Origin of the sequence: Mucilaginibacter sp. PAMB04274, from assembly GCF_039634385.2 — a bacterium.
GTDB lineage: Bacteria > Bacteroidota > Bacteroidia > Sphingobacteriales > Sphingobacteriaceae > Mucilaginibacter.
This window is the reverse complement of the sequence record NZ_CP155081.2, coordinates 4,578,093-4,598,048: the sequence shown is the minus strand read 5'-3', so window position 1 is coordinate 4,598,048 and position 19,956 is coordinate 4,578,093. Positions and strand designations below refer to the sequence as shown.

Below are 19,956 nucleotides of genomic sequence, written 5' to 3'. Positions count from 1 at the left end.
AATGAGGAGGGCCAATTGTCACTCTATTTAATCCCTTTCCTTTGCAAAGCGGTTACGGATTCGAACGAAATGGCGACGTGACATATTCATATACGAGGCAAGGAATTCAAAATGGCCACCCGTAAAAAGATAGGGCTGTGTTTTGGCCAGATGCCGGTATCGGTCCTCCGGAAACATGCGCATCATGTTTTCCCTTTCTTTACCTGCCTGAATGCTGTCTTCGGCCAATAGCAAGAAAAGGTTCTGGCTTTCCCGATGGATTTTGTTGATGGACTGAATAATGGTATGCGGTAGGGACAAAAGTACGGTCGGCTCGCGGAAAGTGATATATTCAGTAGCCGGCTGCTGATGGAAAAAGCAGGAAGGAATCAGAAAGCTATCCTGGAACTGAAACCATTGAACTACTTTTTGTTTTTGACGGATCGTGTGACCCATCACCAGACCTTCCTGAATGTAGTACATTTCCATCGGAACATGGCCTGGACTAAGTAAGCGGTCATTCTTCTCAAAAAACAGGGTACTTAGGTTTTTCTCAATCAATGCTTTAATCTGCGCTGTTAAAACAATCTTTTCACTGATTTTTGAAAAAAAGCTTTCCTGATCCATCACTTCGGGTGTTCGGTTTAGCTACAAAAAACGGCTTAAACCAGGCACTTGTCAAGTGTTGCAAGGTGTCTGTAATTTGACACCGTTGTAATTTGAACGTATATAGGCTTTCCACAATTTAGACTTTGATAATTTTCAAGACTCTAATCAACATTATTTTTAAAATTAACATGTTTTAATTGCCTGTAAATTCTAATAATAAATCAATGCTTAAATTATTGTTAATTAATTATTAAATAATTATGTAAAAGTTACAACTTTCCGGAATAATGCGCTTTAATTTTATGGTGTAAGCTTTAAATCACTTACCATAAAGCACATGAAAACACCTTTAGCAGTAGCAGGAATTAATTTTGAAGAGGCGAGTTTTAAAAATTTTGAGAACATAGGTGGGTACGATATGTATGCCCGGGCAAATATTTTTAATGAATACCTGGACTTCCTTGATGAACGCGGGCATTTGAATTATCGCATGGAAGCGGTATCCGGTTGTGGACCTGAAATGGAAGTTTTGATACCCGGTAAGTCCAAGCCACAAACGATGGTCGGTCTGGTGTCAAACGATTATTTGGGTTTTACCCAGCATCCTAAGGTTAAAGCAGCGGTTATTGAAGCCGTTCAGCAATATGGTACCGGTGCTGGAGCTTCACCGGCAATAGGCGGTCATTTTAGTTTTCACCAGCGGCTGGAGGAAAAAATTGCTCAGTTTTTCAAAAGGGACAGCGCTATCCTCTACACGACCGGTTACACCGCCAACAGCGCGACCTTCCAGTGCCTGCTCCAGAAAGAGGATATAGCTATTCTAGATATGGCTGTGCATGCCAGTGTATTTGAAGGCTGTCAGCTGACCAATGTCAAGCGGTTCCCGCATAATAACCTGGAAATGCTGGAACTGGTACTTAAGCAGACCAAAGGCAAATACCGGAACAGGATGGTGATCATTGACGGCGTTTATTCTCAAGACGGTGATCTGGCTCCACTCGACAAGATTTTGGAACTGACCAAAAGCTATGGAGCGTATCTGGCGATTGACGACGCCCATGGCACCGGTGTGATCGGTAAAACCGGGAGAGGAGTGCTGGAATTGTACGACCTTTTTGACCAAGTCGACCTGATCACCGGTACATTCAGTAAGACTTTTGCACACCTGGGCGGTTATATCGTCGGTAATCCTGAGCTGATCAGATTTTTGAAATTTCAGTCCAGGCAACATTTATTTTCGGCGACCTCGTCGCCGGCAGCTGCCGGTATTATCAAAGCCATCGAATTACTGGACGAAGAACCACATTGGCAAAGCCAGTTATGGGGTAATATCGATTATTTCAAGAAAGGGCTGCTAGAATTAGGGTTTGATGTAGGTGCCACACAATCAGCGATCATTCCAGTAAAGATCGGAGACCCCAAGAAAACTGGCGAAGCCGGACGCCTGCTATTGGAATATGGCGTCTACAGTAACCCGATCATCTATCCTGCAGTTTCGAAAAATGATGCCCGGATCCGGATGAGCCTGATGGCTACGCATACGCGTGAGCAATTGGACAAAACGTTAAATGCTTTTGCTGACGTAGACCGTAAAATGGGGATCGTTAATAAAAGCTAGCACCCGCGTTTATTTACCTAAGCAGATTTATATGAAAACAGGTTACAAACGAGTTTCCGGCAGAACCAATAACCGGCCGCTAACCGAGCGGAAGCTGATCGATGCTGTTGGATCAATTATTAAAAAGCACGGTTATAAAGGACTGACGGCATCCGCTATTGCCTCCCAAGCCGATGTCAGCCGGCCACTGATCAATAAATACTTTAAATCATTAAATGGATTGATCGAAAAGTATGTTATGGAAAAGGATTACTGGATCGCTTCAAAAAGCCAGATGACGGATGTAGTTATGAAGACGCAAAAGAAAGCCCCTCTAATAGAACTGCTCGTACATACGCTTCAGGAACAATTGAGATTTTTTTATACCACGGAAGAAATGCAGCAACTGATACTTTGGGAAATTTCAGAGCAATCCCACCTGATGAACAGTATCGGTAATGCGAGAGAAAGTATTGGGGAAGATTTTTTCAGTAAAACGGCACGCTATTTTGAAGGTTCGGATGTAAACTTTAAAGCAATAGCTGCATTGCTCGTATCTGGAATTTACTACCTGGTGCTTCATGGGCGGACCAATTCCAGTTTACAATGTGGTATAGATATCAACACACCTGAAGGACAGTGTGAAATATCTAAGGCGATCAGGCATATTATTACCGGGGCCTTCTACGCAGGCAAAAATAAAAAGACCTCAGAATAACAGAATAAAAATCCGGCAATTATTATAGTTACATTTTTGACGATGCGAAATATAAGATATGAGATACACAGATCGTTTACGGCTTTTAGAGAACGAGGTTCTGGAAAGTGCTCATGGGCCATTAACTACATATGAACAAGATTCGACTATAGCGCATATTATAGCAGAACGAGCCCAGATCGCTGAAGACATCCACCGAATGGTGTTCGAACTTAGCGGTGATCAACCCCGCGCAGAGATGCTAATCAGTGATATACAAAATGAGATCGCCTTATTTTCAGATAAGCACTTTCGTTCATTAAATAGAAGCTCAGAAGGCGCTTCTGTGAATAATTATACACCCGCCGGATCTATTGTTGAAGCGTTGCTTGCAGAAATGGATACGCTTTATGCCACGCTCCAAGAAAATTACCCCAGGTTATTTAACATGGAGTTACCGATTCCATTGTCTCTCAGAAATCGGCGGTCATCAGCCATAGCCCAGCAAGCAGAAACGGTGCTGATGGCGTTAAATAAACAGGAGGTGGACGCATCGCTCGTCAGCCTGATTGCCGAATATCTGCATACATTTTTCAGATATTCAGATGTTTTCCTATCAAGCAGCAGGGAGATCGATTATTATACATTTGTTGTCGGGCATTTATACCGATTTGTTAAAAGTTCATTTACAGCCGATTTTAAAGAAAAACTGTTCCGGGAACTCATTTATATGAATTTCAATAGTCTGCCGCTGATCAATTATTATTTAAAGGAGATACAACTCAATTATGATCAGATAGAAAGCTATCAGAGCGAACTTTATCGGTTGATCATTGATCAGCGGAATCTCAAATCACTGCCCGTTCATCCGAAATTTATTTATCAGCCCGGCGGGATATCCTTAAAAGAACTTTTAAGTGGTGCGATAGCTGAGGAAATTTCCTGCGTTGAGCAGCTGCAGCGTATCCAGGAGAAAAAAATGTATAAAGACTGGCCTTCCGGTGTAATTTCACCCTTCTATTTTCATGTTTCCCTTACGCTGGAACAGCTCACTTTCTTGTTCAGGATCATGATCGAGGCTGGAGTGGTTATCGTCAAGAAAAAACTGGAACTCTTTGACTTTATTGCTAAACATATCGGTACCACGAATAAGGACAACCTAGCGACGCGGAGCATCAAAAATAAGTTTGGTAGTCCCAGTGCGCTTACCATTCAGAAAGTAAAGCATATGCTGCTTATGCTGGTAAACCTGATCAATGAAAGGTATCCGGCTTAGGGGGCATATCAAGCAGGAGGTAATTCGCCTCCAAAAACTTCAGCAGTTCACCGAACCAGCGGTAGTTGAAATGCTCATATTTCGTCAAAGAGACCCAGCCCGTTGAAATAATGTCTTGCAGCGTCCTAAAACCCATTTTTTGACAGCAGTCTTTAAAGTCAGTACTTAACTCAAGTTCGCTGATGGCAGTATGTAATATCGGACTCTTTACCTGTTGACCTTTCATTGTAAACAATGTACTATCAGTAGTTTCCTGAATCTTTATTTCGGTACCCGGTTTTCGTTTGCCCTACAAAAAATTAAGCGGATCAATGACACGCTGAATTCGTTCGTAGGCTTGATTTCTACTTCTTTTTGTACGAGGGTGTCAATCGGTAACGACACCTCTGACACTTGACTAAAATACATGAATCAAGTGACATTTGTCTCATTGGTAGCCAAATATAGTTGTTCATGAGCAATTAATCACGCCTGTTTTGTGGTTACTGCCGCTCGGTTGCGGTGGGCAAAACTGATGTTAACCTTAATCTGTGAAATCATGTCAAGTGCCTATTTTAACAAGCTGAAATCCGAACTGGAAAATGACCTTAAATCTTTAACGGTCAAAACGAGCGAGCCGCTCGACCGCCTTACTACAGCAACGGCCTTAATTGCCAAAACCCTTCGTGAACTAAAGGGATATGTTCTGGAAAATAATTTTCCCGACCAAGCGTCGGAGATTGCTTTTTTTAAAGCGATCAAGCCTGGTTTTTATGCCCTCCAGATTTACGAGATCGGACGATTCAACCTGCTCATCCATCAGCCGGTCGGCACAGATGAGACAGAGCTTAACTATCTACAGGAAGAAGTCCGCCAAATCACCCGGTTTTTTCAGCAGAATGCCTTTCATTATCATTATTACCGCTTCAAGATTACGGAACTGGATCATATCTATTTTACGCGAAATCAAGAGTGCCATTTTCAGTCTTTTCCTGAAATCCCTTTACTCGAACCAGATTACTCGACGGAAATGGACTATCTGTTTGCCAAATTTATGGCTTGGGAACGTTTACTGGATGATCTTGACCATCGGATTGCATTGCTGAGCAAATCTGCCTTGCCTGCCGTTTCTGGTTCCGCACAGTTACACCATGATCTGAAATGGACCGGCGACGGAATAAACCTTGTGGAGGTCGCTTACGGAATTTGGTTAACTGGTCAGTTGAATCACGGCACCGCCGGAATCTCTGAGATCATCAGCTGGTTGGAAGCGAACTTACAGGTCAAAATCGGACGGGCTTACCGGAGGTGGACCGCGATCTCAGGGCGCAAACGAATCAGTACCACCCGTTATATTGACCAAATGCGCGAAGCGGTTCAGCTTCGCCACCAGGAGGAGAATAGTTTGATCAAAAAGACAAAAGAGATATAAAATAATTTTTGCGTTTTGTTAAGAGGCTGCTCCGGCGGCCTTTTTTTTTGATTTGAGAGGCGCTTTATCTGCTTTTTAGGGTTCTTACACAAGTTCCCAACGTCGATTCTAAGATTTCTTTTTTCCGAAAGTTATTTCCAAGTGCTTGACAATTAGCATTATTCATATAATATCAGATCTATTTAAGGGTCCCACCCCAAGAGAATTTCAGATCCTCCCAACCTTTGTTTTGTCGGCCATGGCATTATAGCCCGGCTATATAGACCAATGGGATGGAGCAACTTCAACTGATCAGGATCTTCAGAGAATCGGTAAAGACCGGCTCAGAAAAAGCTACGGCTGAGCTGACGGAGAACCCGAATTACCTCACCAAAGCAGCGGCTTACCGAAAATATGGCCGCAGCCTGGTGGATCGATGGTTTCAGGAGAAGCTCTTAGAACTGACGCCCGTTCGTGGCAGACCTTCCCAATTGGGTATTGACAAAAATACGCTGGAGGCCATTGCGGCTGCCAGTAACCGCATAACCTATCTGCCAGTGGCGGAAAGGTAAGATCAGCCTGAGGCTGACTGCTCTTTGACATTGGGGGAAGAAACATTATCCTGTGCGAACAGGAAATTTTGCGAAGGTGAGATCGTATCAATATACCGAAAGCGCATTGGCAGGCGACGGCCCGTTTTGTAGAAAACGACGCGAGTATTCCCGAATCAAAGCCCATTGGACCGCAGGCAATTGCTCATCCAATGGGCTTTTTGTGTTTACACCAATCTTTAAAATCATGGATATACCAATCTCTGCACACCTCCTCGGCTTAATGCTGGAACACGCAGCTGAAATGGGTGCCAAAAATGCGCTCATTCAATTCGGTCACCTCAAACCCTATCTGAAAAAGTCGGAAGCTTACCGCCTGTTCGGCCGCAAGAACGTCGAGTACTGGATCAAAGCCGGGTTGGTGACGCCCCGCAAGGATGGAGACTGTTCCGCGACCTGGCGGCTTGAACGAATGGAGCTTGAAGCCATCGCCAAAGTCGAAAGCTTGCTGATTTATTTATAGATACAGCAGCTCATCACTGCTGGTAGAAAGTAAACAAACATCAAATAAATTAATATCTCATGAGCAATTTTTTAAATGCAGCCGACATCAAAGACCAAGTGTCACTGGTAGACCTGTTATTCCGCCTGGGTTACGAACCCGCACGGCGTTCGGGTAAGGAATTAATGTACCTGAGCATGTTGCGGGATTCTGATATCGATCCATCTTTTGCAGTGAATGAACAACTCAACGTCTGGTTTGACCATGGAACCGGCAAGGGTGGCAATATCGTAGATTTTGGCTTGGCTTACTGGCCGATGACAGATTTCGTCGAGGTATTGCACAAGATCCAGACTACCGCTAAACAGGAGATCATCGCCAATCATTCCAGGGAAAATGCCAGGCCAAGAATGGCCATCAAGATCCCGCATTACCAGATTGAAGATATCAAAGAATTCGGCACCAACGCCGCTATCACTACTTACATTGAAGAGCGGGGGCTCGGCGCCGTAGCTCGGGACAAATTAAAGGAAGTCTACTATTATGTAGAGGATCAAAAGAAATTACGTAAACATTTTTTTGCTTCCGGCTGGCAAAATGAACTTGGGGGCTGGGAGGTCCGCAACAAATATTTCAAGGGTTGTCTGGGCCACAAGGCCGTTAGTTTTATAGAGGGCGTAACTCAAAAACTGGTCATCTTTGAAGGTTACCTGGATTATCTCAGCTGGCTCACCGAACACGCGGAAAATAGGTCTAGTATCTTGGTGCTGAATAGCTTGTCACTCCTAGAAGCAGGCATCAAGCGAGCAAAGACTTACTCAGAGGTTGATCTATATTTCGACCGCGACAAAGCCGGTCATCAAGCTTCCGTCAATTTTAAAGCGGCAGTACCGCAGGCTCAAGACCGCTCTGCCGTTTATGACGGCTATAAGGATTACAACGATCGCCTTCAAGCCGGTATAGCAAGCACCCCGATGGTTTCTTTTCAGCCGGAACCCGAACAGCGAACACGTTTTCGCAGGTAGCATTGCGAGAAAATCACGAGAACAAGTCATTGGAGTGAAAGCGTTGTGATGAGTATCTCAAACTGGATTAAGATAAAACTGGCAGTTTTCATCTTTGCACGGCTTTTTTATCTCAGTAATAGATTGTGTGTGGAGTAAGGCGGGTATGATGAATAGGGCTCTTGCCACAACAACCGCCGATATGTCCTTTAAATGAACTCAACCGTGCAACGTTGGGATATATGGCTACTTGGCTACATTTTGGTTTTTATCCTTGCAAGATGTCTTTTTGTCCGACAAAAATTCGCCTGCGCTCATTTTAGGTCGCCCAAAAAGAATCTTGCCTTCAAGCTGCCTGTCGTCTGCTTGAAGGAAGTATCGAAAATTCGCAACTCATTTCCTCTTCATGAAGAATACAAAAAAATCCCGGGGCAGGCCTATGCTGGCGGAGGGTAAAAGAACGCGTAAGATCGACGCCCGCTTCACAGAGGAGGAATACCAGACTATAATCGAAATGGAGCGCGAGTTTGGGATCAGCCGGGCTGATATCATCCGTTCGCACGTGCTCAGTGGCGCGCAGCAAAGAGTGATTAACGGCAAGGAGCTGATCAGCCAGCTTGACCTGATCGGGGGTGAATTGGGCCGTGCAGGCAATAATATCAATCAACTGGCCCGGTATGCCAATATTTTGAAAAAGCAAAATATTCTTTCGCCGGGCCTGATCGAGCAGTTCAACCTGCTGTTGGAAAAATATCACGGCAACCAGGTTGTTTTGGAGGTGACACTGCGGAAAGTGATCCGCCTGATGACGCAATCTTAATTATAACACTACTACACAGCCATATAACTACACAGCCATCTAACTACAAATCTATGTAGCTATAAGACACTATAGCAAAGTAGATATAAAGCTATTGAGCTACAGTCCTATATATAACGCTATGTCCTGTCTTGTCCTGAAATAGGTTTACAAATTTCGAGGTTTAACTAAGATCGAAAATGAAAATTGTAAAGCACTATCCGGACGAGCTTAAGCTTAAAGTGGTCCGCTATTATCTGGACTCCGATGAGGGTTACCAAAAGACCGCAGAGCGATTTAACCTGCAATATGCTGCAACGGTTATGAAATGGGTTCGTAAATTTAGAGGCGAATCCACTACTCAGCCAGAAATGAGTAAACCAGCAAAAAAAGAAAAACCGATTGCCCCTGGTGATGCCGAAGCTATGGCTAAACGTATCCAGGAACTGGAGCAGGCGTTGGAAACCGAACGTCTTCGGAGCCAGGCAATGAGCACGATGATCGATGTGGCCGAGCGTGACCTGAAGATCTCCATCCGAAAAAAGTCTGGAGCCAAACGGTCAGGGAAATGAAAGCATGTTATCCCAAAATCAATATGGATACGCTTTGCCGATTGTTTGGCTACAGCAGACAAGCCTTTTACCAATTGCAGCAGTATGAATACAAATGCCAGGTACAATCGCAGATCATCTTAGAAATGGTCAGCAATGAGCGCCAGAGTCTGCCGGGCATCGGTGGGCGTAAGCTGCTCAGTCTGATGAGCGGGCCGATGAAAAAGGAAGGCATTCATCTGGGCAGGGATGCTTTCTTTGCCCTGCTACGCGAAAACCGCCTTTTAGTACGTCACCTGCGCTCGAAGATTAAAACCACGGATTCCAGGCACCGTTTCCGCAGGTATCCCAACCTGATAAGGGAGCTGGTACCCAGCAGACCACATGAGCTTTGGGTAAGTGATATCACCTATATAGAAACCGGAGAAGGTTATCTGTACCTGTCATTAGTCACGGATGCTTATTCACGTAAGATCGTGGGCTGGAACCTATCACCTAAGCTGGAAGCGGATGGTGCAGTAAGCGCATTGGATATGGCCATCCTGCAGTTACCGCAGCGTCCTTTGGGTGACTTGATTCATCATTCTGACCGGGGCATCCAGTATTGCTGTGATAAGTACATCAGCCGGTTGAGGGCAAACGGCATTCATATCAGTATGACCGAAAATGGCGATCCGCTCGAGAACGCTATTGCAGAGCGCGTAAACGGCATTCTAAAATCCGAATGGTTAAACAAACGAATGCCGGAAACCAAGTGGGCAGCGCACGCTATGTTAGCGGAGATCATCCAGGCTTACAATCATAAACGACCCCACATGAGTATCGGTATGCGAACTCCTGCCACAGCACATACCTTGAAAGGTGAACTCAGCAGAGCCTGGAAAAGCTATTACCAAAAGGATAAAACAGAACGTACAGATGTTAACAACACCATTGCTTGTAAAGCTGAAACAGGATGAGTAAAATTGCATCAGTAAAGTCCCCTCAGGACGAACCAAAGAAAGTAAACATTATACAGGACTAACACCCCAAATCTGTAAAGACTTTTTAGGACGAGACATCCGTATGACTATAGAGCCATATGGCTACGTAGCACTACAGCTCTACAGCCGGTTAGCTTAATAGTTAAAGAGCCCCATATTTTTAGCGCCCTATAACAACACTTAAACCTGAGGTTAATGAACAATCAAAGTAGCCCGGCTGAAGCCGCAGAACTGTTTAAGCGCCGTTCGCTTGGCATATTGCCGCATATCGATATCGCCGGAACCGATTTTACGATAGACTGGCGGGCAAAGGAATTGCGGGAATCCGCGGCACCCTGGAATACAATCCCGCTGCGCAATCTGGACATGGGCGACGCAGGTGAAAACTACCTGTTCTTTTATGATACGGCAAAGCATACACTTTGGCATTTCGACCCCTACATCACCGCGTTGCCGGCTAATGTTATTTTACTGGAAATACCCTATGAGCTTAAGCTTGATCCTTACGCAGTGGCTAACGAATATGGAATGGACCCGGCGGAATTAATAGCGGAGTTCCCCATTCAAAAGACGCTTTCCAGTGCGGTCAAACCGCTATCGGAATCCGGCCTGCCGGAGATTATACAGGAAAACCTGGAGAAACTACAGACAAGATCTAACGACCGCTCACCAGATCGAAAACGCGGCAGATAGTCATGTCATATGACCACTGCACCTCTATATCTTTTAACAAGTAACAAATTAATAGTATGGAAATTTACGTCACCTGGGCTCATATCATGGTCGCCCTCTGCTTTTATTTATTATTTAAGTATGCAAGCAGTTGCTATTTCAAAGTGTACAATGCCTGCGAGTCACCATTCAATCCTTTCGTTCCCTATGAAAGCCCGGAAGTTTACCGCCAATGGGAACGCGGCTACAAGTACGGCAAGAAGAAAATGCAGCTCAGGCATAAGCAGCAGCTCACTCAAATGTTCACCGAGCAGTTGAAGGATATCAACGATCAGGTGCAGGACGTGGTGGATAAGGCCGGGCAGGATCATGGATTCAATGCAAATTAGCCACTTTAGGCAAAGCTTATGGTCGTTAAGATACTATCTTCCTCTGCTACTTTCAGCGGCGTGACCTATAACACTGATAAGGTTGAGCGTGATAAAGGTGAGTTGATGCTGGTACGAAACTTCGGTTCCCTTCAGGGACTGGAAAAATTAAGGCCGGAAGATTACAGTAATTACCTGAAAATGCTGTCCGCACAGAATCCGAGGGTGCGCAAGCCGCAGTTTCATACGGCTATTTCGGCTAAAGGCACATCCTCTACCAAGGAAGCGCTTACCGAAATTGCCGTACGGTGGCTGGAAGCGATGGGTTATGGACAGCAACCCTACCTGGTCGTGTTTCATAAGGACACGGACAATCATCACGTCCATGTAGTTTCCACTCGCATCGGCCGTGACGGCAAAAAGATCAGCAGTGCCTTTGAGCGTGTCCGAGCCGTTCAGCAACTTAATCGTATCATGGGCACCGACTTCAGGCAAAATGTGGCTAATGATATAAGTGACGCGTTAGGCTATAGGTTTTCGAATAGCGCACAATTTATGCTGATCCTGGAAAGCCGGGGATATGTATTGAAGACGGTTAACGAACAATTGGAGGTGGTCAAGTTCGGGCAGAAACTTCAGAATATTCCTTTAAAGATGGTCAGCCAACAGGCCGCTCAATTTACAAAGGATGTGCAGCGGCAACGCCAGCTAAAGGCAATCTTTCAGAAGTACAGCAGCATTTATCAAACCGCTTTAAAGAATGATAAAGAGCCACTGGCGGGCGGACGCAGTAAGGTTCTTTCTGGGCTTGCTTCCGACCTGTCCCGGTTCCTGGAAATAAAGTTCGGTTTGAAGCTGATTTTTCATTCCAAAGATGATCAACCGGCCTATGGTTATTCCATCATCGATCACAGCGGCAAAGCGGTCTGGAAAGGCAGCGAAATCATGCCGCTTAAAGAACTGCTAAGCCGGAACGGTCAGCACACATTTGATCAGCGTTCTGCACTGGGGCTGCCGGAAATTCCGAAATGTGTGAGTCATGAAACCAGCAAATTATATGCTGCGCTGCTGAAAGCGGCCATCCGCAATTACCCGGACATTGGACAGGGGCTCACCGATCTTGGCTTATCATTCAGTAACGTGGATGGGCGGGTAGTCCTCAGTGATCCGGCGGCAGGTATCCAGGTTCCGGTAGATGAACTGCTTGAAGGCGCCGATACAGCCGACTGGTCAGCGGTTGAAGCTTATGCCGCCTATAAAGGCTACGACTATGTACCGCCGGTCAGCATTGCTGAAGACATTGATGATGAGCAGATCAACGGCCGCAGCCGCCGCCGGAAAAAGAAGGCCCGCACCAATACCCGTTAACCCGTACATTAAAATTAAACGATATGGTCATTATTATTGGCAACCAAAAAGGTGGCGCAGGAAAAAGTACGCTTACGCTGCTACTGGCCAACTACCTTTCTATTTCTAAGAAAAGAGATGTCATCGTTTTGGATCTGGACTATCAGCAATCCCTATCTCAAAAGTATGAAAAAGCCAAAATGCTGGAGAACGAGGAGTCTTACCAGGTGGTCGCAGCCGGACTGGAACATTTCCCGGATATGGCGGAGGTCTTATTGAGCAATCCCGACAAGATCGTCCTGATCGACCTTCCCGGCAAGTTGGATGATGACGGGTTGATCCCCATCTTCACATCAGCCGACCTGGTGCTGTGTCCTTTTTCTTATGATGAGATGAGCTTCGAGTCGACCATCTTTTTTTCCATTGTGCTGCGTAAGATCAACGCCAGGGTACCGATCCATTTTATTCCCAACCGCTTTAAAGCGAACGTACGTTACGATACGCAGCGGGACGTAGATGAGCAACTGGAAAAGTTTGGAACGATCACCAAGAAGATCCCTGACCGTATTGACTTTCAACGGGTCAATACGCAGCAGACACCGCTGACGGTTTCCCCGATCACGACGGACGTCTTCGACCCAATCTATCAATCCTATATTAAAAAGTAAGCTATGAGCGATATCAAATCCTTAGCCGACCAGCTGCGCAGCAAGGTCGGGCAGCCCGCAGAAAAGGAAGCTGCGACCAAAACCGGCAAAACTGTTACCAACGGTGAAATTGAACAATCAGCCCGGGCAGCTTCCGCCTCTAAAACACAGGCCATCCTGGCGCTCATCCGGGCTTACGATAATTCGGACCACAAGAGCATGGTGCATGTGCGCTTTGATGCCAAAACGCTGCAGACCATGAACCATTTTAAAATGGCAACGGGTGTCGATGTGACCAAACTGGTGGCCTATGCGGTCAGTGAACTGTTCGCACTGCACCCGGAACTAAAAACGATCATTAAACAATTTATTCAAAAACTCGACTCATGAACTGGCTTCAATTTATTCTTACGATCACCGGTGTTTATACGCTCTATTACCTGGTGATCATTCTGACCGATGTGGCCGGCACTGTTCACCACAAGGCAGGCGCCGCACTGAATGCTGAACTGACTTTTGAAGAGCCGGTCATTGCGCAGCAGGTTGCGCCGTTAGCTTCGGACGCAGAAGAGCCGATTCCGGATGATGCGTCAGCCGGAACAGCACGAAGTATAAAAAAGAGCGCCGTGCCCGAATCAGTTGGTATCGGCGGTGTGCCATTTAGCGAAGTCATTGCACTCTGCAAAGCTGAGGCCATTCAATTTACCGGAAAGGTAGCTTTTTAGCGTGATGAAAAAAATCCCTAAAATAACGCTATTGCAATTACTCCTATGCATTTTGGCATATCATTCATCTGCACAGCCCGGACTGAACGAAATGCAGCAAGCCAGGCAGGACCTGACCTCGTCTTTCTTTTCTTCGCTGGATGCATCGCTCGTGCTTGCCGCCATATTCGGGATCGTTGGCGCTGTACGTATTTATCATAACTGGCAAGTGGGTAAAGAACGGATGACAGCAGAGGTAGCCGCCTGGTTCTTCGCCTCACTTTTTATGGTCCTGATGGGCGCCTTCGTCCGCGCTATTTTTGGCATATAGTTATTTTCTGCTGTAAGATCAAGCTGCTACCGGCCGGGGCGGTTTTCTTTTTTAAACCCAATACCATTCAATTTTTAACGAACAAACAAATGAAGAGAACAAAAAAAATGGTCGCTATGGCCATGCTGTTGGCTATTACGCAGTTACAGGCTTTCGCCCAAAGTGGCGTTAACGGCCTGAATACTGCCACTAGTACCCTCAAGACCTATGTAGACCCGGTGACCAATATCACGCTGGTGATCGGTGGTATCGTCGGTATCGTAGGTGGTATCCGTGTCTACTCCAAATGGAACAGCGGTGATCAGGATATTAATAAAGAGCTAATGGGATGGGGAGGCAGTTGTCTCTTTCTCGTGCTTTCTTCGCTGATTATCAAAGCCTTCTTTGGCTTGTAAACCATGGCCAAACGATTCGCTGTCTACAAGGGGCTGGAACGGCCCCTTGTTTTCAAAGGCTTCAAAGGCAAATTCATCTATTGGGGGGTAGGCTGCCTTTTGCTCGGCCTGGTTGCCGGCTCCATCACCATGGCGCTCGTCAATATGTGGGTCGGCGCTGTTGTGCTGGTCGGCAGCATTGTCGGCGGCCTGTTTTATACCGCCGGCCGGCAAAAAGGCGGGCTGCATAGCAAGTCCCGTTCGCCAGGCATCTACGCACACCGCGCAAACCTTAAAAATCTCCAAGCTTATGCCGCAAAAAAACGAATTTAAGTTACCTTATTTAGGTACAGATACCTATCACGAGTATGACCTGCTCTACGGCGCAAAGGGTGAATTCTCAGTCGTGATCGAGATCACCAATCCCATTACCAGATATGCCGCCTCAGCGGTAGCTTATGACGAGTTTCACAGCATCTTTACCAGCTTGGTTAAGATCCTTGGAGACGGTTATTTGTTGCAGAAGCAGGATGTTTTCAGCAAGGTGGTCTATCCCTACCAGGAAGATGATGATTATCTGCAGGATAAATACAATGCCCACTTTGCGGGTCGGGAATACACCCGGATCAGCACTTACCTGACCATCACCAGGCAACCTAAGAAAGGACGCTTCTATGTTTATGATCCCAAGGTCCTGCAGGAATTCCGGCAGGCGGTGACTAAAGTTGTGTCGATACTGGGAGCTTCTAAATGCCACCCATCCCTGCTCAAAAAGCAGGAGATCAACAAGCTGATGATTAGTGTACTGGCTATGGACTTTAGCGGCGATAGCCTGGTACTGGATAATATCCGGCCCACAGATACCGAACTCCAGATGGGGAGCCGCGCCACACGTTGCATCAGCCTGGTCAATGCGGACAATGTCGATCTGCCTTCAGAGGTAGGCACCCATATCGAAATGAACGATAAGGATACCATGAAAGGTTTCCCGGTGGATGTGCTGAACTTCCTGCATAAGGTGCCGGGATATGAAACGATCATTTATAACCAGATGATCGAGATCCCTTCCCAGCAGATAACGCTGAACAAACTGGAAGTAAAAAAGAAGCGGCACTCTGGTATTCCCGATCCCGTTAACCAGCTTTGTGTGGAAGATATCGACCACTTGCTGCGTGATGTGGCGAGGGATAACCAGTTATTGGTCCGGGCCCACTTTAATATCATGGTCACCTGCAAACAGGAAAACCTGCAGCGAGCGGCCAACTATATTGAGAACGCGCTGTTCGGCCTTGGCATTATCGTTAGCAAGAATGCTTATAACCAACTGGAACTTTTCCGCACGGCCTTGCCCGGCAATGGCGTCGAGATCCAGCATTACGACTGGTTCCTGACCACCTGTGATGCGGCGCTCTGCCTGTTTTTCAAAGAAAGCCTGCCCAAAGATGACCCCAGCAAGTTCCTGGTCCGTTTTACCGACCGGCAAGGCATCCCTATCGGGATCGACCTTTCTGACCTGATGATGCGTACCGGCAGGATCTCCAACCGGAACCGCTTTGTACTAGGCGGTTCGGGTACGGGCAAATCTTTTTTCATCAATAGCCTGGTAGAGCAATACCTGCTCTTTAACATGGACGTGGTTATTGTGGATGTCGGACATTCTTATACCGGCCTCAACCAGTTTAAGAACGGTAAGTACGTCACCTATACGGAGGATAAGCCGATCACGATGAACCCCTTCCAGATAAAAGCCGATGAATATAATATTGAAAAGAAGGATTTCCTGGTGACGCTGACCGGGCTGTTGTGGAAGGGAGCCGATGGGACGATCAGCACGGTGGAACGGGACGTGATCTCCAACGTAGTGAGCGCTTACTACAACGCTTATTTCAACCCGTTGCTTACTTACGGAGAGGACGCAGCCGGCGAAGTGACTGAACTCAACTTTAATAGTTTCTACGACTTCGCACTCTACAAGATCCCGAAGATCAAGAGCGAGGACCATATCCCTTTCGATTTGGACGAGTTCCGCTACGTCCTGAAAAAATTCTACCGGGGCGGGGAATATGAAACGATCCTGAACGAAGCCGCTGATGAATCCCTGTTCTTTGAGCCTTTTATTATCTATGAAATTGATAATGTGAAAGATAACAAGGTTCTCTTTCCGATCTGTACTCTGATCATTATGGATGTTTTCATCCAAAAAATGCGTCACCGTAAGGACCGACGCAAGACGTTGATTCTGGAAGAGGCCTGGAAGGCGCTGGCCTCACCGATCATGGCGGAATTCCTGTTGTATCTGAACAAGACCGTTCGTAAGTTTTGGGGAGAGATCATCGAAGTAACCCAGGAACTAGGTGATATCCTGAGCAACCCCATCGTCAAGGACAGTATTATCAATAATTCCGATACCGTCATCCTGTTGGATCAGAGCAAAGCCCTGGAAAACTTTAAAGAGGTCGCCAAGCTCCTGTCTATTACCGAAACGGAACAGCGCAAGATCTTTACGACCAACCAGCTCGATAATAAGGAGAACCGCGGCCTGTTCAAGGAAGTCTATATCCGCCGCGGCCAGGTCGGTGAAGTGTACGGCGTCGAAGTGTCGATCGAGCAATATTTGGTCTACACCACGGAAAAGCCGGAAAAATCTGCGGTGGAGATCTATACCCGTCATTACGGAAAATATACGGACGGGCTGGATGCATTTGTCACCGATCTCCGGCAAAGCGGTAAGTCACTTACCGAATTTGTAACGGCAGTGAATTCGGCCGGACGTCCGCTAACCATCACTAATTGATCATTATGAAACGATACCTTTTGCTATTTATGTTCATGGCGGCAAGGCTTGCCGATGGACAAGTACTATACGTTGACCCGGTCACCTCGGCGGCCATGCTGACACACAGTTCGACCATTAACGGACAACTCAATACGACCAACAATAATCTGACCGCTATACAGCGGGGACAGCTGGCGGTAACCGGGCAACTGGTCATTGTCAATGACATGCAGAACAAGATCTATACCGGTCTTAGCCAGGTGGCGAGCGTGTTGAATAACCTCACCACCATCAAGGAGATCGCTGATATCGGCAACGATATTGTAAAGGATGTGGGCAAAGCGGTAGAAACCGCCAAGGCTAATCCGGCGCTGTTGCTATTCGCCGAACAGGGCGCGCGTGATTTCCAAAGCAGGGCTACTTTGCTTGCCGCGGAAGTAAGCAGCTTTGTGCTCAAAGGCGGGAAAGATAACCTCATGGACTCGGGTGAAAGAGGTAAGCTCCTTAATCATATAGCCAGTGAGCTGCGCATCCTGCGCGGGATTGTTTACGGAATGCAGCGGGCCATGTACTGGGCAAAGATGCGTGGTATCTGGGCTTCACTCAACCCCTGGGCCGAGTGGCAGAACATGGACGTTCAGATCGCCAATAGTGTTTTATCCGAAGCTAAATACCTGAAAAAATGAAAACAATGATCTTAAGCCCGTTAATCTTACTGCTGTGGTTGACAGGTGCTCATGCGCAAAAGAGCGCGCTCAACATACCGGGCATCTGGCAGCTTGTGGATTATTCCAAGTCTGAAAATAAACTTCAAACCGAAGCGCGTAATAACCAAACTGTTGTTACCGCGAACGAAGCCAATAATAAGACGATGCTCGCGAAATTAAAAGATACTTACCGCACTTTGCAGCGTCGTTACAACACACTGGGTACCGCCATCGATGCGGCCAACATTGGCCTGCAGGCAACGCCTATGGTCAACCGGATCATCGGTAACCAGACCCAATTGTACCAACTGGCCCGGGATAACCCCGCGATCATTGCACTGGCTTACCAGACCGAGATCGAGTTTGTTGGGAAGGCGCACAGCCTGGTCAATTATCTTGTCGGGCTAAGCGCCTCCATTGGCGACGTGAACCAAATGAAAATGTCAGACCGCAGGATCCTGTTTGATTTCATCCTTTCTGAGTTAAGTGTCATTGACGACCTTTCACGTAACCTTGCCAGTTCCATGCAATATGTCAACCTGAACGGGCTCATCCGTACGCTCAATCCCTTTCAGGATTATGTCGATACGGACCGGTCGCTGATCGAGGACATTATCACCAACGCCAAATATCTTAAACCATGAAACTTTTAATTACCCTGACCTTCTTTAGCTGGCTGAACATAGGTTGTTGCTTTGCGCAGCGCATCGTATTTGACCCGAAGCACTATCAGTCGGTGATCGAAAACGGTTCCGTACAAAGCTCCGCGGAAGTTACCCATGGCCATTATTTATCCCAAATTGATAACAACCTGCAAACGATCAACACGAATGTCGGTTCGGTAGTTCTCGCTCAAACGATCATATACAATGGACTGGCCAACGTTAATTCGGCGCTGAAGAACGGCCTCGTCGTCAAGGACCTCGCCGTGATCGTCAGCGATATCCTGAATTATACCGACCAGACCCTAAATATGGCCAGGGCGGAACCCTATCTTTTATTATTTGCCGAAAGTTATGCTAACGAGATCAGGGGCCGCGCTACTCGGCTCGTCACCGACGTATCGGGTTTTGTGCTTAAGAAAGACAGCAATGTGCTGGCGGACTACAATGCACGTGACCAGTTATTGAATCACGTCCGCCGGGAACTACAGATCATCGACGGCATGGCATACGGCGCCTGGAAAGCGATGTTCTGGGCGAAGCAGCGCGGCATCATCGCGTCGGTCAATCCTTATGCCGCTTTTATCAATAACGATAAGGTCTTTGTCGCGGACATCATCCGGCAGGCCAAATACTTAAAACAATGATTTTATGAAAAAAATATTTCTAATGCTAATAGGCCTGTTTTATTTGCAGCAAACCTATGCCCAGATGCCGATCAACGATGAAGCGATCCGCTACCAGCAGGAACGCATGGTCTTCAAGCAATGGGACCAGAATAAGTTTAAGCCGGGCAGCGGCTTCTTGGGTCTGAGCCCTTATTACTGGCTCACCTGGGGTCTGATGCCGAGTTATAAAAAGACTGACCTTCGTCCGTTAGGCCCCTCAGGTCCGCAGACGCAACGACTGGCTTTGGTCGGCACGATGAACAGTACGGATAACAGCTATAAGCTGCAGGCCGACACGCTCCGCAATTCGGCACTGTCAGAGATCGCGAATCAGGAAGGCCTGTTTTCCGGCACTGATCCTTTATGGCTGCTTTACTACTCGAAAGAACTGAAGCCGGTGCTGGAGCATTCGGAAGCTACCATCATGGGCAGCCTTCCCCCGGCCATTCGCAGCGACGTGGTGAGCGAAGGTATTTACAACTGGTACAGCCGGGAACTCGATATGCTGAAAGAGCGGCTCGATGCGGCCCGCAGCGTCAATATGGACCGTGGTGCGCGGATTATCGCCTACCACCGTATGTTGTTGCAATACCGCGAGCTTGCAGCTGCCTGGGCTACGAGGACAGCCACCGCTGCCATGAACCGGCAAATGACCCAGGGCCAGGCACGGGCATTAGAAGGGCGGGTCACGATCGGTGACAGGACACCTGCCACCGATGTACAGATCGCTAATAAAGTGTTAGCGGACCGAAAATATTAAAT

General features: G+C 46.9%; 27 protein-coding genes. 24 read left to right on the top strand and 3 right to left on the bottom strand.

The window, feature by feature from the left end:
* Nucleotides 1-27 precede the first annotated feature (27 nt).
* Nucleotides 28-606, bottom strand: a complete 579-nt coding sequence (locus tag ABDD95_RS19500) for a hypothetical protein (protein ID WP_345949028.1) — start codon at nucleotides 604-606, stop codon at nucleotides 28-30.
* 319 nt (nucleotides 607-925) lie between these two features.
* Here ABDD95_RS19500 and ABDD95_RS19495 point away from each other — a divergent pair, with 319 nt between their 5' ends.
* The 3 genes from ABDD95_RS19495 to ABDD95_RS19485 are packed head-to-tail and all read left to right on the top strand — an operon-like array spanning nucleotide 926 to nucleotide 4,158.
* Nucleotides 926-2,206 (top strand): aminotransferase class I/II-fold pyridoxal phosphate-dependent enzyme, encoded by a 1,281-nt coding sequence (locus ABDD95_RS19495; protein ID WP_345949027.1) that lies wholly within the window; start codon nucleotides 926-928, stop codon nucleotides 2,204-2,206.
* A gap of 31 nt (nucleotides 2,207-2,237) precedes the next feature.
* A complete protein-coding gene (locus ABDD95_RS19490) occupies nucleotides 2,238-2,903 on the top strand; it encodes a TetR/AcrR family transcriptional regulator (RefSeq protein ID WP_345949026.1) in 666 nt (221 codons plus the stop codon).
* A gap of 58 nt (nucleotides 2,904-2,961) precedes the next feature.
* Nucleotides 2,962-4,158: a hypothetical protein gene (locus ABDD95_RS19485; protein WP_345949025.1), complete on the top strand. Its 1,197-nt coding sequence runs from the start codon at nucleotides 2,962-2,964 to the stop codon at nucleotides 4,156-4,158.
* Here the strand turns inward: ABDD95_RS19485 and ABDD95_RS19480 are convergent.
* On the bottom strand, nucleotides 4,136-4,384 hold the full coding sequence (locus ABDD95_RS19480) for a hypothetical protein (RefSeq protein WP_345949024.1): 249 nt from the start codon (nucleotides 4,382-4,384) through the stop codon (nucleotides 4,136-4,138). The genes ABDD95_RS19485 and ABDD95_RS19480 overlap by 23 nt on opposite strands.
* A 312-nt stretch (nucleotides 4,385-4,696) precedes the next feature.
* Between ABDD95_RS19480 and ABDD95_RS19475 the strand changes: the two genes are divergently transcribed.
* Together ABDD95_RS19475 and ABDD95_RS19470 are read left to right on the top strand one after the other, a co-directional pair.
* Nucleotides 4,697-5,569 (top strand): RteC domain-containing protein, encoded by an 873-nt coding sequence (locus ABDD95_RS19475; protein ID WP_345949023.1) that lies wholly within the window; start codon nucleotides 4,697-4,699, stop codon nucleotides 5,567-5,569.
* Between the two features lie 272 nt (nucleotides 5,570-5,841).
* Nucleotides 5,842-6,120, top strand: coding sequence for a hypothetical protein (locus ABDD95_RS19470; RefSeq protein WP_345949022.1), 279 nt, complete (start codon nucleotides 5,842-5,844; stop codon nucleotides 6,118-6,120).
* Between the two features lie 87 nt (nucleotides 6,121-6,207).
* Here the strand turns inward: ABDD95_RS19470 and ABDD95_RS19465 are convergent, their stop codons facing one another.
* Entirely contained in the window at nucleotides 6,208-6,348 is a 141-nt protein-coding gene (locus ABDD95_RS19465) for a hypothetical protein (protein WP_345949021.1), read from the bottom strand.
* Here ABDD95_RS19465 and ABDD95_RS19460 point away from each other — a divergent pair.
* From ABDD95_RS19460 to ABDD95_RS19370, 19 genes are all read left to right on the top strand, one after another.
* Entirely contained in the window at nucleotides 6,347-6,622 is a 276-nt protein-coding gene (locus ABDD95_RS19460; RefSeq protein WP_345949020.1) for a hypothetical protein, read from the top strand. The two genes, ABDD95_RS19465 and ABDD95_RS19460, sit on opposite strands and share 2 nt — an antisense overlap.
* A 59-nt stretch (nucleotides 6,623-6,681) precedes the next feature.
* Nucleotides 6,682-7,626: a toprim domain-containing protein gene (locus ABDD95_RS19455; protein ID WP_345949019.1), complete on the top strand. Its 945-nt coding sequence runs from the start codon at nucleotides 6,682-6,684 to the stop codon at nucleotides 7,624-7,626.
* Between the two features lie 385 nt (nucleotides 7,627-8,011).
* Entirely contained in the window at nucleotides 8,012-8,425 is a 414-nt protein-coding gene (gene mobC, locus ABDD95_RS19450; protein ID WP_345949018.1) for a plasmid mobilization relaxosome protein MobC, read from the top strand.
* 179 nt (nucleotides 8,426-8,604) lie between these two features.
* Nucleotides 8,605-8,976 carry a transposase gene (locus tag ABDD95_RS19445; protein ID WP_345949017.1) on the top strand — a complete coding sequence of 124 codons (372 nt, stop codon included), beginning with the start codon at nucleotides 8,605-8,607 and terminating at the stop codon, nucleotides 8,974-8,976.
* On the top strand, nucleotides 8,973-9,914 hold the full coding sequence (locus ABDD95_RS19440; protein WP_345949016.1) for an IS3 family transposase: 942 nt from the start codon (nucleotides 8,973-8,975) through the stop codon (nucleotides 9,912-9,914). The genes ABDD95_RS19445 and ABDD95_RS19440 overlap by 4 nt, the downstream gene beginning before the upstream one ends.
* Nucleotides 9,915-10,133: 219 nt before the next feature.
* Nucleotides 10,134-10,631 carry a hypothetical protein gene (locus tag ABDD95_RS19435; protein WP_345949015.1) on the top strand — a complete coding sequence of 166 codons (498 nt, stop codon included), beginning with the start codon at nucleotides 10,134-10,136 and terminating at the stop codon, nucleotides 10,629-10,631.
* A gap of 56 nt (nucleotides 10,632-10,687) precedes the next feature.
* Entirely contained in the window at nucleotides 10,688-10,999 is a 312-nt protein-coding gene (locus tag ABDD95_RS19430) for a hypothetical protein (RefSeq protein WP_345949014.1), read from the top strand.
* Between the two features lie 18 nt (nucleotides 11,000-11,017).
* Nucleotides 11,018-12,346, top strand: a complete 1,329-nt coding sequence (locus ABDD95_RS19425; protein ID WP_345949013.1) for a relaxase/mobilization nuclease domain-containing protein — start codon at nucleotides 11,018-11,020, stop codon at nucleotides 12,344-12,346.
* A gap of 23 nt (nucleotides 12,347-12,369) precedes the next feature.
* Nucleotides 12,370-12,993, top strand: a complete 624-nt coding sequence (locus ABDD95_RS19420) for a ParA family protein (protein WP_345949012.1) — start codon at nucleotides 12,370-12,372, stop codon at nucleotides 12,991-12,993.
* A 3-nt stretch (nucleotides 12,994-12,996) separates the two neighbouring features.
* On the top strand, nucleotides 12,997-13,362 hold the full coding sequence (locus tag ABDD95_RS19415) for a hypothetical protein (protein ID WP_345949011.1): 366 nt from the start codon (nucleotides 12,997-12,999) through the stop codon (nucleotides 13,360-13,362).
* On the top strand, nucleotides 13,359-13,697 hold the full coding sequence (locus ABDD95_RS19410; protein ID WP_345949010.1) for a hypothetical protein: 339 nt from the start codon (nucleotides 13,359-13,361) through the stop codon (nucleotides 13,695-13,697). Before ABDD95_RS19415 ends, ABDD95_RS19410 begins: the two co-directional genes overlap by 4 nt.
* 4 nt (nucleotides 13,698-13,701) lie before the next feature.
* The gene (locus ABDD95_RS19405; RefSeq protein ID WP_345949009.1) at nucleotides 13,702-14,007 is read left to right on the top strand and encodes a DUF4134 family protein; all 306 of its coding nucleotides are present in this window, start codon (nucleotides 13,702-13,704) and stop codon (nucleotides 14,005-14,007) included.
* Nucleotides 14,008-14,096: 89 nt separating this feature from the next.
* Nucleotides 14,097-14,402, top strand: coding sequence for a DUF4134 domain-containing protein (locus ABDD95_RS19400; protein WP_345949008.1), 306 nt, complete (start codon nucleotides 14,097-14,099; stop codon nucleotides 14,400-14,402).
* Between the two features lie 3 nt (nucleotides 14,403-14,405).
* Nucleotides 14,406-14,714 carry a plasmid transfer protein gene (locus ABDD95_RS19395; protein ID WP_345949007.1) on the top strand — a complete coding sequence of 103 codons (309 nt, stop codon included), beginning with the start codon at nucleotides 14,406-14,408 and terminating at the stop codon, nucleotides 14,712-14,714.
* Nucleotides 14,692-17,175, top strand: a complete 2,484-nt coding sequence (locus ABDD95_RS19390) for a TraG family conjugative transposon ATPase (RefSeq protein WP_345949006.1) — start codon at nucleotides 14,692-14,694, stop codon at nucleotides 17,173-17,175. Before ABDD95_RS19395 ends, ABDD95_RS19390 begins: the two co-directional genes overlap by 23 nt.
* Nucleotides 17,176-17,180: 5 nt before the next feature.
* The gene (locus tag ABDD95_RS19385; protein WP_345949005.1) at nucleotides 17,181-17,843 is read left to right on the top strand and encodes a hypothetical protein; all 663 of its coding nucleotides are present in this window, start codon (nucleotides 17,181-17,183) and stop codon (nucleotides 17,841-17,843) included.
* Nucleotides 17,840-18,508, top strand: a complete 669-nt coding sequence (locus tag ABDD95_RS19380) for a hypothetical protein (RefSeq protein WP_345949004.1) — start codon at nucleotides 17,840-17,842, stop codon at nucleotides 18,506-18,508. Before ABDD95_RS19385 ends, ABDD95_RS19380 begins: the two co-directional genes overlap by 4 nt.
* Nucleotides 18,505-19,173: a hypothetical protein gene (locus ABDD95_RS19375; RefSeq protein WP_345949003.1), complete on the top strand. Its 669-nt coding sequence runs from the start codon at nucleotides 18,505-18,507 to the stop codon at nucleotides 19,171-19,173. Before ABDD95_RS19380 ends, ABDD95_RS19375 begins: the two co-directional genes overlap by 4 nt.
* 4 nt (nucleotides 19,174-19,177) lie before the next feature.
* On the top strand, nucleotides 19,178-19,954 hold the full coding sequence (locus ABDD95_RS19370) for a hypothetical protein (protein ID WP_345949002.1): 777 nt from the start codon (nucleotides 19,178-19,180) through the stop codon (nucleotides 19,952-19,954).
* Nucleotides 19,955-19,956 lie beyond the last annotated feature (2 nt).